Raw genomic sequence first — 13354 nt, forward strand, 5'->3', positions numbered from 1 at the left:
GGCGCGCCTCCCGTCGGTTTACTCTGTCGGCTGCGGCTGTTTCACCACATTGATCATCCACGGTACGCCATATTGATCGGTCACTTTCCCGAAACCGTGCGCCCAGAAGGTTTCCTGCCAGTCCATTTCGATTTGTCCCTGTGCGGCCAGGTTATCAAACCAGCGTTTCCCTTCGGCGACATCCTGCGTGTCGAGCACCAGCGTAAAGCCGGAGTAACTCGCGTTACCCGACGCGACGGCGTCGCTCATCATGATGTCGCTGCCTGCAATGCGTACGTTGGCGTGGGCGATGGAGGTATCAGGGAATTGCATGCCTGACGGGCAACCGTCTTCGCTGCCCTGCTCAGGCGGGGGCATTTCACCGAAGGTGATTTTATAGAGGAGTTCCGCGCCTAACGTTTTGTGGTAGTACGCGATAGCGTCGGCACAGTGACCGGCAAAAGAGATGTAGGGACTTAACGGCATAATCGTGACCTCAGGTAAGAGAAGCCAGTTAAGTGTAGTTATCGTAGGCCCGGTAAGCGAAGCGCCACCGGGCAATAAATGCCGGATGGCGGCGTAAACGCCTTACCGGGCCTGGAAAAATCAGTTCTTTTTCACGAACTCAGATTTCAGCTTCATCGGGCCAAAGCCATCGATCTTGCAATCAATGTTGTGGTCGCCTTCAACCAGACGGATGTTCTTCACTTTGGTGCCAATTTTCAGCATGGAAGAACTGCCTTTTACTTTCAGATCCTTAACAACGGTCACGCTGTCGCCGTCTGCCAGCAGGTTGCCGTTGGCATCTTTTACGATCAGCTCGTCGCTGTCCTGCGCCGGTTCTGCGTCGTTCCATTCATGGGCGCATTCCGGGCAGATGAACATGCCGTTATCTTCGTAGGTATATTCGGAGTTGCATTGTGGGCAATGGGGCAATGACATGTCGATTTCCTCAAAAAAGTCAGCAGGGGCAAAAGCGCCCAAAAAATGGCAGATTGCCGAAAAAGGCCGCAATTATACACAAAATCCTTAACGTTGTCGGGACTACTCGCAATTTAAGGATACGACAACCTGTGGCTGAAGGTTGCCGCCAGGGTAAGAAAAATGTCATGACTATTTTTTTAAGGGAAATTGCTACGTTTTACTATTTAAGATAAGGTGAGAGGAACGACCAGACGCGTTATAAATCTTTATCCCTCTTACTTTTACACGGTAAGAGAGACAGGTGTGGTTGATAAAAATATCTCTAATATTAACAATAAGTTATTTTAATAAAATTATTTCCACACGTAATTATAAAAGCCGAAAAGCAAACAAATAAAATCATCCGGCTAAATAAAAGTAATAAAGTTTGCGTTAAGGAAAGATTTTCCATGTACACACAGACAATATATGAATTAAGCCAGGAAGCGGAAAGATTGTTGCTGCTTTCTCTGGAACATCTCCGGTTATTGCAACAACTGCCTGTGGCTTCGCTGGATGGCGCCGCTCAGGAAGGGGGGGAAGGGAATGAAAATACCCGGCCTCAGCATGTTAGCGGGCGTGACGTGGAGGCTCAGCACGGCACGCTCAATAATGAGCTACGTAAAATAACGCGCCTGGAGATGGTGCTGGCGATTGTCGGGACGATGAAGGCTGGGAAGTCGACGACAATTAACGCCATTGTCGGAACCGAAGTCCTGCCCAACCGTAATCGGCCGATGACGGCGTTACCGACGCTGATTCGCCATACGCCAGGGCAGAAAGAGCCGGTGCTGCATTTTTCTCACGTCGCGCCGATTGATACGCTCATGCAAACGCTGCAACAGCGTATGCAGGCGTGCGATCGCCAGCATCTGACCCAGGTGCTGGAAATCGATAAAGACATGAATGCGCTGCTCCAGCGAATTGAAAAGGGCGTGGCTTTTGAGCGTCATTACCTGGGCGCGCAGCCCATCTTCCACTGTCTGAAAAGCCTGAACGATCTGGTGCGCTTGTCAAAAGCGCTGGGGGTCGATTTTCCTTTTGCGGCGTATGCCGCGATTGAACATATTCCGGTGATTGAGGTGGAGTTTGTGCATCTGGCGGGGCTGGAGAACTATCCGGGGCAACTGACGCTACTGGATACGCCCGGCCCTAATGAAGCCGGGCAGCCGCACCTGCAAAAGATGCTTAATGAACAGCTGGCGCGCGCTTCTGCCGTACTGGCGGTGATGGATTACACCCAACTGAAATCCATTTCGGATGAAGAGGTGCGCCAGGCCATTGCGGCGGTGGGGAAATCCGTGCCGCTGTACGCGCTGGTGAATAAGTTCGATCAGAAAGACCGCAACAGCGACGATGAAGAACAGGTTCGCGCGCTGATTTCCGGCACGCTGATGAATGGCAGCATTACGCCCGGGCAAATTTTTCCGGTCTCTTCCATGTGGGGGTATCTGGCGAACCGCGCGCGTCACGAACTGCGGGTGCACGGGCGGTTGCCGGATCATCAGGAGCAGCGCTGGGTGCAGGATTTTGCCGAGGCGGCGCTCGGCAGGCGCTGGCGGAGCGCAGATCTTGATGATATCGAACATATTCGTCATGCCGCCGATCTGCTGTGGGAAGATTCGCTATTTGAACAGCCCGTACAGCGGCTGATTCACGCCGCTTACGCCAACGCCTCACTGTATGCGCTCCGGTCGGCGTCGCATAAATTATTGAATTACGCACAGCGCGCGCGTGAATATCTGGATTTTCGCTATCACGGGCTGACGGTGGCGCATGACGCGTTGCAGGTCAATATTTCCCGCGTCGAAGAAGATATGCGACAGCTTCAGGTGAGCCAGGATCGCGTGAGCGATGAGGTCGGCCATGAAGTTGAACGGATGATGGAGGCGGCGAACACGTTCCTGAGCCAGCAGCAGGCCGATATTTTGCACCGTATCGCGCCGCTTTTTCGCGAAGAGAGCGTGGTGGCGTGGCTGCCGCGCGATCCGCTTTCCCCTGAGCAGGAGGCGGTGGTCGAGGGCGAAACGCTGGTGCTGCATAACGAAAGGCAGGCGCAGGTCGTTTTAAGCAAAATGCGTGCGTCATGCGAAGCGGTATTACTGGCGGCGCAGGAGAACATTAGCCGCGATCTGGCGCTGCGCTTCGAACAGCTCGAATCGACGCTAAGCCGGGTGTTAAATGACGCGATGCGGCCAATTGAGGCGCGGGTAAAAGACGATCTGAGCCAGGCGGGGTTCCGGGCGCGAATCAGCTTCCCGACGTTTCATGCCAGTATGTTTAACTTCAATACTCAACCGTTGTTTAGCGAGGCGGTCGCTCAGGAGAACCCGCCGGAAGGTGCCGCGCCTCGCGCGGGCGGCGTGCGCGACACCTTTGCGCGCTGGCTGAATCAACCGAACTGGGGATGGAATGATTATGTGGAAGCCAGAACACGCTATGTCATTGATATAACGGCATTGCATAACACTCTGATCCAGCATGTCAGCCATTTCTTCCAACAAATTCATAAAGCTTTAGATGCCCAGGTCGATGTTTCTGTTACGGCAGGTATGGCGACCTTTTTTGCCGATTTTTCGTTGTGTCTGTCGGGATTGCAGGAGAGCTTGCGCGAGAGTCTGGTGACGCGCCAGCAACATGAATCGGTTGTGAACAGACTGAGCCAACAGTTACAGCACAGTATCTCCGCCACCCGGTGGATTCATGAAGATTCCCGCCTGTTACGTGATGATATCCAGACCCTTTTTGCAGCCGAGCACTCATGACGAACGTGTTACTGGAAGGCCCGGGACGGATGCTGGAATGCATCCACCCGAAGTTTATGGTCGATCTGGTTCAGGGAGAAGAGCCGAAGCGACCTGGCGGCAACCTGCAACAGCAGCAGCGTTTTCGCGAACGCCTGACGCAAGAAATTCTGAGCCAGACGCAGCTTCGCGCCTGGGTCATGGCGGGCGTATTCAATGAGCATCTGATGATGCGTCTTAAGCTGGTGGAAAAACTGGCGGGGATGCTCGATCCCGGCCATCTGGCGCTAACGCGCATTTCCCGGCAATTGACCCTTCTGCAACAGACGGAAAGCCCCAGAGGGCAAGCTATTCCTGGCATCACGCAGCAGTTAGCGGCGCTGAGCGACGGGTTTGCCCGGCGCAGCGAACATAAAGAGAAGGCGCTGACCCGGCGTGGATTGACGGTGCAGGCGGGCGAACACAGCGAGCAGATTTTTACCCGCTGGCGCGCCGGAGCCTATGACGGCTGGTCATTGCCGGGGCGCTGTTTTGTCGCGCTGGAGGAACTGCGCTGGGGGCCGTTTGGCGATGCCTGTCGGTTGGGCAATATGGAAGTGGTCGCGATGCTGAAAGATAATTTGCGCGCGATGGCTACCGATTATCTGGCGCACAGTATTCACGCCGCGCCCACCACGCGTCATTATTACCATCAGTGGCTTCATTCGCCCGCCGTGGCCGGCGCGGGGGAGCACAATGACATGTTGAGCTGGATTGGCGACTGGTGCGATCCCGATAAACATCCGGTGTGCTGGTCAGTGACCCAGCGCTGGCAGACGGTGGCGTTGGGGATGCCAAGGCTGTGTTCGGCACAGCGCCTGGTGGATGCGATGATTGAGGAGATTTTTGCGCCGTCCCCTCTCGTGGGCTGAGAGGGGACGTATAACGTTTAGTGATGGAGGGATTCCGTTGGGTTTGCCTCCGCGTTGCCCGGCGCCGGGACGTTGCCGAAACGTTTTGCATACAGGGCGGTGATAATCGGAACCAGAATCGCCGTCACAATCACGCTGGCGGCAACCAGCGCCGTGGCGGACGCGGCGACGGGTTCAAACGCCGGGTTAATCTGCGCGATGATCACCGGGTTCGCTACCGCAGCGCCTGCCGCAGAGGAGGCCGCGACGCCCGCAGTGCCGTTACCGCCGCCAATGACGCGGTCTGCGATAATCAACGGGATACCGGTAATAATGATAACCGCGACACCCAGCAGGATGCCCAGCAGGCCGGTATCGACAATCACGCTCAGGTTAATGGTGTTACCCAGCGCAAAGCCGAAGAACGGGATCAGCACCGGCGTAGCTTTGCTGAAGAACGCGCGCAGGTCGTGGTCCAGGTTGCCTAATGTGAAGCCAATCAGGAATGGCAGCACGGCGCCGACAAAGTGATGCGGTTCGAAAGAGGCGAGACCTGCGGAGCCCAGAATCACCATTGTCATCAGCGGGCCAGATTCCAGAGACATCAGGACGAACGCGCCGGACTCTTCTTTGGTGCCGTACTGGTTCATCAGGCTGGCGTACAGGCCGCCGTTGGTCATGTCCATTGCGGAGACGATCGCCAGTACGGACAAACCGGCGAAGAAGCCGGTTTGAATACCGGTATCCGGGATAAACGAGGCGGCAATCATCGCGACCACCCACGCCACGGCTATTTTAGTAATAACCAGCGTACCCGATTTACGTAATACCGTCCCGGTAGCGCGCAAATCAATCGAGGCGCCAATACAGAAGAACCAGACGGCCAGAATCGGCACGGTGCCGCTGATCATGCCTTTTGTAAATGAACCAAAATAGGCGCCGGTATCCGGGGCCAGGGTATTTAAAATTGCGCCGAGCAGCAGAGGGATCAACATCATCCCGCCAGGGATGCGTTCAATCGTGGCTTTAATTTTCATAAAAGTCCTCACATCTTGTCGCGCGGAACTAACGGACAAGTCGATAAATATTATTTAATTTCAATTTGTTATTTCACAAAGAGAACGGCGGGAAACCCTCTTTCTCCCTGCGTGATACATAATCGAATGTGGCATACGTCTGTTTGTCACAATCCTCAGGGATGTTGCGTCGGGTGTTATCTTGCATTCAGTGGAATATTGATTCAATCAAAATAAAACGCTGTTTTAGTTATCTTCATCACATATTTTGCGTAAAGGCCAGGGAACGCGATGATTATTAAAAATGCTGTAAATTGTTTGTGAAGAGTTATGGCGGATTTTTTGCTAGCAGCATAATAGTGACGGACGTGATATTTCGAAAAGAATAACGAAATCGCCTCTCATTTATTGTCAATAATGCGCTTTGCTGACAATGTAAAAATACAGATAAAAATGCCCTTATTTACGCTCGCTGACGAAACGGCAATATATGTGTGAAGTTGATCACAAATTTAAACACTGGTAGGGTAAAGAGGTCATTAACCGCCCAATCAGGCGTCAACAGGTTCGGTTGTACAGACCTTGACCAGTCAGTGTAAGTAAACCTGCTACGCTTGTTCTACGAGGAATTGTGCCCGCACGATTCCAACGCTCGACGGTGACGTTAGCGCTTTGTGCGCCAATGAATGCAGTATGTAGCGAGACAGGGCTTAGTCTACGAGGACAGCTATGCTGAAAAGGAAAAAAGTAAAACCGATTACGCTTCGTGATGTGACCATTATTGATGATGGTAAACTGCGTAAAGCGATTACCGCAGCCTCGCTGGGTAATGCGATGGAGTGGTTTGATTTTGGTGTTTATGGGTTTGTCGCCTACGCGTTAGGTAAAGTATTTTTCCCGGGGGCTGACCCCAGCGTGCAGATGATTGCCGCACTTGCCACCTTCTCCGTTCCCTTCCTGATTCGACCGCTTGGCGGCTTATTCTTCGGTATGCTCGGCGATAAATATGGTCGCCAGAAGATTCTTGCCATCACGATTGTGATTATGTCGATCAGTACGTTCTGTATCGGGTTGATCCCCTCTTATGCCTCTATCGGCATCTGGGCGCCGATACTGTTGCTGCTGTGTAAGATGGCGCAGGGCTTCTCGGTCGGCGGCGAATATACCGGCGCGTCGATCTTTGTCGCCGAATACTCGCCAGACCGTAAACGCGGCTTTATGGGAAGCTGGCTGGACTTCGGCTCCATTGCGGGCTTCGTGCTGGGCGCGGGCGTGGTGGTGCTGATCTCCACCGTTGTCGGCGAGGAGAACTTCCTCGACTGGGGCTGGCGTATTCCGTTCTTCATCGCACTGCCGCTAGGGATCATTGGTCTTTATCTGCGTCATGCGCTGGAAGAGACCCCGGCCTTCCAGCAGCATGTGGATAAGCTGGAGCAGGGCGATCGCGAAGGTTTGCAGGAAGGGCCAAAAGTCTCCTTTAAAGAGATTGCAACCAAACACTGGCGCAGCCTGCTGGCGTGTATCGGCCTGGTGATTGCCACCAACGTGACCTACTACATGTTGCTCACCTATATGCCGAGCTACCTGTCGCATAACCTGCACTACTCGGAAGACCACGGCGTGCTGATTATTATCGCCATCATGATCGGGATGCTGTTTGTGCAGCCGGTGATGGGGCTGCTCAGTGACCGTTTCGGTCGCCGTCCGTTTGTGATTATGGGCAGTATCGCGCTGTTTGCGCTGGCTATTCCGGCCTTTATTCTGATCAACAGTAATATTATCGGCCTGATTTTTGCCGGTCTGCTGATGCTGGCGGTGATCCTGAACTGCTTTACCGGGGTGATGGCCTCTTCTCTGCCAGCGATGTTCCCGACGCACATCCGTTACAGCGCGCTGGCGGCGGCGTTTAATATCTCGGTGCTGATTGCGGGTCTGACGCCGACCCTGGCCGCCTGGCTGGTGGAAAGCTCGCAGAACCTGATGATGCCAGCCTATTACCTGATGGCGATTGCGGTCGTCGGTTTTATTACCGGTATTACCATGAAAGAGACCGCCAACCGTCCGCTGAAAGGGGCGACGCCAGCGGCCTCGGATATCCAGGAAGCGAAAGAAATCCTTGGCGAGCACTACGATAATATCGAGCAGAAAATCGAAGATATCGATCAGGAGATTGAGGAGTTGCAGGCTAAACGTTCGCGGTTAGTGCAGCAGCATCCGCGTATTGACGAGTAAGCTTTAGCGCACCGCCTGATGGCGCTGCGCTTATCAGGCCTACAGACTGCGTTTATCAGGTCGACAAATCTTAATGTTCGCTTAATCTTCGTCAGGCATACTCTCCTCCAGACCATCGGAGGAGAGTGTGATGAAAACGCGAATGTATGAAAGTCTGACAACCCTGTTCAGTATGCTGATTGTCAGCAGTTTCCTGTATGTCTGGGTCACGACTTACTGATCTCTTTTCAACAGCACCCACGCGCGGGTTCCCGTCGTTCCCACACGGTTTTGCAAAAAGAATTGCCCGTGGTGCAGCTGCGTGATGCGGGAGACGATGCTCAATCCCAGCCCGATACCGCCATAGCGGCTGTCCATGCGGACAAACGCTTCACTTAACTCCCCGCATTTACTTTCATCAATTCCCGGCCCTTCGTCTTCGACGGCCATCATCGCGTCGCTTTCCGCATTATTGAGGATAATGGTGATGGTTGACCCTTTCGGACTGTAGCGGTGCGCATTTTCCACAAGATTACGCAACAGCATACGCAGTAGCGTGGCATCGCCGCGCACGGTGGCGTCTGCTGTGCTTTCCGGCAGTTGCAGCGTCTGCTGGCGTGTTTCCAGCATGGTGTTCAGTTCATCGTAAGAGAGCAGGATCACGTCATCCAGCAGCTTCACCGACTGGTAATTACCGGATGAGAACGACTGCCCCACGCGCGCTAATTGCAGCAGCTGTGAGACGCTGTCCATCATTTGATCAAGACGCGCAATCAACGGCGTGACGTTAACGTTGTGCGCTTTCGCCAGCAGTTCCAGATGCAGACGCACGCCCGCCAGCGGCGTGCGTAGCTCGTGGGCGACGTCGGCGGTGAACAGGCGTTCATTCTCCAGCGTCGTCGTCAGGCGAGTGACCAGTTGGTTAAGCGCCGAGACGACGGCTTCAATTTCAATCGTCGAGCTGTGAATGTCGATAGGCGTCAGGTTATCGGCCGTGCGGGCTTCCAGCTCTTTTTGCAGGTCGGCAAGCGGGCGGGTGATGCGCCGGACGGCCTGATAGCAGATCAGCAGCGTCAGGCTGACCATAAACACGGCGGGAACGATCAGGCTGGCGACCGCTTCGCGAACCTCATGCCTGATGTGCCGATCGTTATTCCTGTCCTCCAGCAGCGCCTGCTCGAAAAGCTCAATCTGCTCGGTGCTCTCGTGCCATAGCCAGAAGGTGCTGATCAGTTGCAGCACCAGCAGGATAGAGCCAATGGTCAGCATCAGACGCTGACGAAGGGTCATCGGTCTGTGCAGAAAACGCGTAAGGTTCACTTAGTTTTCCTCAACGGCAACCAGCATATAACCAAACCCGCGCACCGTGCGGATACGTGATTTCCCCACTTTGTCGCGCAGGTTGTGAATATGCACTTCCAGGGTATTGGTTGACGGTTCGTTATCCCAGTTATAGATGTCGTTATACAAGATTTCACGGTGTACCGGGCTGCCTGCTTTGAGCATCAGCCGCGACAGCAGCGCATACTCTTTGGGCGTTAAGATAAGCTCTTGCCCGGCCAGCCACACCTGACGACGCCCCAGATTCAGCATCAGATTGCCGACGGTCAATTCGCTTTCACCCTGATTGTGATGACGACGCAGCAGCGCGCGAATACGCGCATGTAACTCCTCCAGCGCAAACGGCTTCACCAGATAATCATCCGCCCCGACATCCAGCCCGGTGATGCGGTCGTTGAGCGTGTCGCGGGCGGTGAGGATCAATACCGGAAGGGTGTATTTTTTCTGTCTTATTCGCGTCAGAAAATGCAGACCGTCCTCATCAGGCAACCCAAGATCCAGCACGACCAGGCTGTAATGACCCGTCTCCAGACAGTGTTCCGCCGCCCGGGCGGTAGAAACGCCGTCGCAGGCGTAACCCTCCGTTTGTGCAGCAAGTATCAGTCCCTGTAATAACAGCGTATCGTCTTCAACAATCAGAATTTTCATTCAGTTAGCCTCCTGCAAGGTTGCAGAATATCGTCTGCGGCCTGGTAGTTCCTGGTCTGTACGCCCGTTAATCCGAGCATGGTTGAGAAAAGGTTGTCCTGCGAGAAATCCTCCTGGGCTGCCCGCTTTTGCAAACATGTCAGGTCTGTCCGGTAACGTTTCTGATAATCCTCCGAGAGCCAGAGGAGCATCGGGATATGCTTTTGCGCATCCGGCGCAATGGCGTATGGCAGCCCATGCAAATAGACGCCATTTTCTCCTAAAGATTCACCGTGGTCGGAAAGATAGACCAGGCTGGTGGTGAATTTATCCTGATGCGCTTTTAATATATTGATTGCCTTATCAACAATATAGTCCACGTACAGTACGGTATTATCGTAAGTATTCACTAACTGTTGCTGCGAACAGGTCTGAATTTCATTGGTGTCGCAGGTCGGGGTAAATTGCGCAAATTGTGGCGGATAACGGTGATAATAGGTCGGGCCGTGGCTGCCGATGGTGTGCAGCACAATGACGCCGTCGCCCTGGAGTTTATCGATGTATTCCTCCAGCCCGTGAAAGAGCACTTCGTCGTAACATTCGCCGTTAATGCACTGACCCGGCAATTTCAGCGCGGTCATATCCTGATGCGGCACGCGATCGCAGGCGCCTTTACAGCCGCCGTCGTTATCGTTCCACAGCACGCTAACTCCGGCTCGCTGAATGATGTCCAGCAACCCTTCCTGATGGTGCGCCAGTCCTTCGTTGTAGTGTTTACGCGGCATACCGGAAAACATGCAGGGAACCGAGATCGCCGTTGCGGTGCCACAGGAGGTGGTGTGCGGGAAGTAGACCACATTATCCTGCGCCAGACGCGGGTTGGTTTGCCGTGAATAGCCAGACAGCGAGAAGTTATCCCCACGCGAGGTTTCGCCGACGATCAGGATGGTCAGATTATGTCGTTTTTCTTTCAGCATCGCGGGATTGCGATGCGCATCTTCGCCAATGCGTACCAAAGGCAGGTTGGCGAGTTGCTCATGTGAATACCACGACCAACTGGCGACCAGGCTGTTCGACGGGCTGAGAGACTTGATCAGCTCTTTGTTATTGCGAAAAAGCGAGGCGTAATCTTTGTAGAAGCAGGCGGCGACCAGCACGATCAGCAAAAGCGAAGCCAGCACGTTGAGGGCGCGATACGCGCCGCTGCGTAATGTCAGAGAGGTCGGTTTGATTTTGATGCTACAGGCGATTACCGCCGCCAGAAGGCCGCTTAATCCCAGCGTAAGCGCCATTTGCGGCGTGACCAGCGCGAACGTTTCTGCCGGTGTGGTATCCATCATGTTGGCGATCATGGAGCGGTCCATGACGATGCCGTAGGTCATGATGAAGTATTGCGCGGCGGCGCCCGTCAGAATAAAGAGGCAGGCCAGCGGGCGGTTAAGCCACAGGAACGACGCCAGCGTCAGTACGATATTGATGACGCTAAACGCGACAAGCGGCATGGATAAAAACACCAGCACGTTGTGCATTGAATCCAGCGGCAGGGCTTGCATCACCTGCTTGTAGAAAGCGATGTTCAGACAGACGGCGATGTAGAATGAAAGGAGTAACAGCCAGGTAATGTGTCCGAGGGTCGGTCTTTTTAAAACGCGCTTCAGCATTATGGTATGTCCATCAACTAAGTGCGCCGATCCTCGCAAAGCAACATTAAGCCAACCTTAAGTTTTTAAGGTTGTGGGGCGACCTGCGATCGTCGCCACAGGACTGATAAACGTAGCGCCATCGGGGGGTAAACGGCGTATCCGCCATGCTGTAAATAAAGGGAAAAACGGCCCGACAGGATCGCCGGGCCGGGCAGGTTATTTCGCGCAGTTCGCGCACTGTTTGCTGACAATCTGCTGGAAGAAATCGTTGCCTTTGTCATCCACCAGGATAAACGCCGGGAAGTCTTCCACTTCGATTTTCCAGATCGCTTCCATACCCAGTTCCGGGTACTCCACGCACTCCAGATGCTTGATACTCTGTTGCGCCAGCACCGCAGCCGGGCCGCCAATGCTGCCCAGATAGAAGCCGCCGTATTTGTGGCAGGCGTCGGTGACCTGCTGGCTACGGTTGCCTTTCGCCAGCATGATCATGCTGCCGCCGTGAGATTGCAGCAGGTCAACGTAGGAGTCCATGCGTCCTGCGGTGGTTGGCCCCAGAGAGCCGGACGGGTAGCCTGCTGGCGTTTTCGCCGGGCCTGCGTAGTAGATGGGGTGATCTTTAATGTACTGCGGCAGACCTTCGCCGGATTCGATGCGCTCTTTCAGCTTCGCATGGGCGATATCGCGACCGACGATGATGGTGCCGCTCAGCGACAGGCGGGTTGATACCGGGTACTGTGAAAGCTGGGCGAGGATCTCTTTCATCGGCCGGTTGAGGTCAACTTTCACTACTTCGCCTTCACCGGCCTGACGCAGGGCTTCCGGGATGTACTGCGCGGGATTGTGTTCCAGTTTTTCGATCCAGATCCCTTCACGGTTGATTTTGGCTTTGATGTTACGGTCAGCCGAGCAGGAGACGCCCATGCCGACCGGGCAGGACGCGCCGTGACGCGGCAGGCGGATTACCCGGATATCGTGCGCGAAGTATTTACCGCCAAACTGTGCGCCGAGGCCGAGCTTCTGCGCCTCTTCCAGCAGTTCCTGTTCCAGTTGAATATCGCGGAAGGCCTGGCCGTGTTCGTTACCTTCAGTCGGCAGACCGTCGTAATAATGCGTACTGGCCAGCTTCACGGTTTTCAGCGTGCTTTCCGCCGATGTCCCGCCAATCACAAACGCGATGTGGTACGGCGGGCAGGCTGCGGTGCCCAGGGTGCGCATTTTCTCAACGAGGAAGTTTTTCAGCTTGCCAGGCGTCAGCAGCGCTTTGGTTTCCTGATACAGATAGGTTTTGTTCGCCGAGCCGCCGCCTTTTGCCACGCAGAGGAACTTGTATTCGTCGCCATCAACCGTGTAGAGGTCGATTTGCGCGGGCAGGTTGGTGCCGGTGTTGACCTCTTTGTACATATCCAGCGCGGCGTTCTGCGAATAGCGCAGGTTGTCTTCGATATAGGTGTTGAACACGCCTTTGGAGAGCGCGGCTTCATCGCCGCCGCCCGTCCAGACGCGCTGGCCCTTTTTACCGACGATAATCGCCGTGCCGGTATCCTGGCAGGTCGGCAGAACGCCTTTAGCGGCAATTTCGGAGTTGCGTAAAAATTGCAGCGCGACGTACTTATCGTTTTCGCTGGCTTCGGGGTCATGGAGAATGGAGGCGACTTGTTGCTGGTGCTCCGGGCGGAGCATAAAGGAGGCATCGTGGAAGGCTTGCTGGGCCAGGAGCGTCAGGGCCTGTGGCTCAACCTTCAGTATCGACTCTCCTTCAAATTCGCCAACGCTAACGTGATCGGAGGTCAGGAGATAATACTCCGTTTTGTCTTCCCCCATCGGGAAAGGCGCCTGATATATAAATTCTTTATTCGACATATGCTTCCAGCCTTTTTAATTATCCTGAATTATTTGAATTGTATAGATGGCGTGCCGCGCGATAACGGGCGGCACGC

11 protein-coding genes are annotated in these 13354 nt (G+C 54.4%); 4 read left to right on the forward strand and 7 right to left on the reverse strand.

All coding sequences use genetic code 11. The features are described from left to right. Positions 1-18 precede the first annotated feature (18 nt). Positions 19-465, reverse strand: a complete 447-nt coding sequence (gene yjdN, locus OGX84_RS01875; RefSeq protein WP_047459584.1) for a VOC family metalloprotein YjdN — start codon at positions 463-465, stop codon at positions 19-21. Positions 466-585: 120 nt separating this feature from the next. Then, complete coding sequence (locus OGX84_RS01880; protein ID WP_003031835.1) at positions 586-921, reverse strand: zinc ribbon domain-containing protein YjdM; 336 nt, start codon at positions 919-921, stop codon at positions 586-588. A 431-nt stretch (positions 922-1352) separates the two neighbouring features. On the opposite strand from OGX84_RS01880, the gene crfC reads away from it, so the two are divergent. Both crfC and OGX84_RS01890 read left to right on the forward strand, forming a co-directional pair. Further along, positions 1353-3707, forward strand: coding sequence for a clamp-binding protein CrfC (crfC, locus tag OGX84_RS01885; RefSeq protein WP_047459582.1), 2355 nt, complete (start codon positions 1353-1355; stop codon positions 3705-3707). Further along, a complete protein-coding gene (locus OGX84_RS01890) occupies positions 3704-4597 on the forward strand; it encodes a diguanylate cyclase regulator RdcB family protein (RefSeq protein WP_012134530.1) in 894 nt (297 codons plus the stop codon). Before crfC ends, OGX84_RS01890 begins: the two co-directional genes overlap by 4 nt. Positions 4598-4614: 17 nt before the next feature. On the opposite strand, the gene kdgT is transcribed toward OGX84_RS01890, so the two are convergent. Then, positions 4615-5613, reverse strand: coding sequence for a 2-keto-3-deoxygluconate transporter (gene kdgT / locus OGX84_RS01895; RefSeq protein WP_012134529.1), 999 nt, complete (start codon positions 5611-5613; stop codon positions 4615-4617). 708 nt (positions 5614-6321) lie between these two features. Between kdgT and proP the strand changes: the two genes are divergently transcribed. Then, positions 6322-7824 (forward strand): glycine betaine/L-proline transporter ProP, encoded by a 1503-nt coding sequence (gene proP / locus OGX84_RS01900; RefSeq protein ID WP_047459579.1) that lies wholly within the window; start codon positions 6322-6324, stop codon positions 7822-7824. Positions 7825-7954: 130 nt separating this feature from the next. Then, positions 7955-8044, forward strand: a complete 90-nt coding sequence (gene pmrR / locus OGX84_RS01905; protein WP_052194426.1) for an LpxT activity modulator PmrR — start codon at positions 7955-7957, stop codon at positions 8042-8044. Here pmrR and pmrB read toward each other — a convergent pair. The 4 genes from pmrB to fumA all read right to left on the reverse strand — a co-directional run bounded on the left by pmrB (position 8038) and on the right by fumA (position 13277). After that, positions 8038-9123, reverse strand: coding sequence for a two-component system sensor histidine kinase PmrB (gene pmrB / locus OGX84_RS01910; RefSeq protein ID WP_286457308.1), 1086 nt, complete (start codon positions 9121-9123; stop codon positions 8038-8040). The two genes, pmrR and pmrB, sit on opposite strands and share 7 nt — an antisense overlap. Beyond that, complete coding sequence (gene pmrA / locus OGX84_RS01915) at positions 9124-9792, reverse strand: two-component system response regulator PmrA (protein WP_012134524.1); 669 nt, start codon at positions 9790-9792, stop codon at positions 9124-9126. Beyond that, the gene (eptA, locus tag OGX84_RS01920) at positions 9789-11432 is read right to left on the reverse strand and encodes a phosphoethanolamine transferase EptA (protein WP_058668434.1); all 1644 of its coding nucleotides are present in this window, start codon (positions 11430-11432) and stop codon (positions 9789-9791) included. The genes pmrA and eptA overlap by 4 nt, the downstream gene beginning before the upstream one ends. A gap of 198 nt (positions 11433-11630) precedes the next feature. After that, complete coding sequence (gene fumA / locus OGX84_RS01925; protein WP_047459573.1) at positions 11631-13277, reverse strand: class I fumarate hydratase FumA; 1647 nt, start codon at positions 13275-13277, stop codon at positions 11631-11633. Positions 13278-13354: the final 77 nt, after the last annotated feature.

This window comes from Citrobacter sp. CK202 (genome assembly GCF_030333225.1).
Classification (GTDB): domain Bacteria; phylum Pseudomonadota; class Gammaproteobacteria; order Enterobacterales; family Enterobacteriaceae; genus Citrobacter_B; species Citrobacter_B koseri.

Excerpts from the sequence above, each read along its gene's own strand:
- yjdN (WP_047459584.1), bottom strand. The coding sequence starts at position 465 with ATGCCGTTAAGTCCCTACATCTCTTTTGCCGGTCACTGTGCCGACGCT.
- OGX84_RS01880 (WP_003031835.1), bottom strand. The coding sequence starts at position 921 with ATGTCATTGCCCCATTGCCCACAATGCAACTCCGAATATACCTACGAA.
- crfC (WP_047459582.1), top strand. The coding sequence starts at position 1,353 with ATGTACACACAGACAATATATGAATTAAGCCAGGAAGCGGAAAGATTG.
- OGX84_RS01890 (WP_012134530.1), top strand. The coding sequence starts at position 3,704 with ATGACGAACGTGTTACTGGAAGGCCCGGGACGGATGCTGGAATGCATC.
- kdgT (WP_012134529.1), bottom strand. The coding sequence starts at position 5,613 with ATGAAAATTAAAGCCACGATTGAACGCATCCCTGGCGGGATGATGTTG.
- proP (WP_047459579.1), top strand. The coding sequence starts at position 6,322 with ATGCTGAAAAGGAAAAAAGTAAAACCGATTACGCTTCGTGATGTGACC.
- pmrR (WP_052194426.1), top strand. The coding sequence starts at position 7,955 with ATGAAAACGCGAATGTATGAAAGTCTGACAACCCTGTTCAGTATGCTG.
- pmrA (WP_012134524.1), bottom strand. The coding sequence starts at position 9,792 with ATGAAAATTCTGATTGTTGAAGACGATACGCTGTTATTACAGGGACTG.
- eptA (WP_058668434.1), bottom strand. The coding sequence starts at position 11,432 with ATGCTGAAGCGCGTTTTAAAAAGACCGACCCTCGGACACATTACCTGG.
- fumA (WP_047459573.1), bottom strand. The coding sequence starts at position 13,277 with ATGTCGAATAAAGAATTTATATATCAGGCGCCTTTCCCGATGGGGGAA.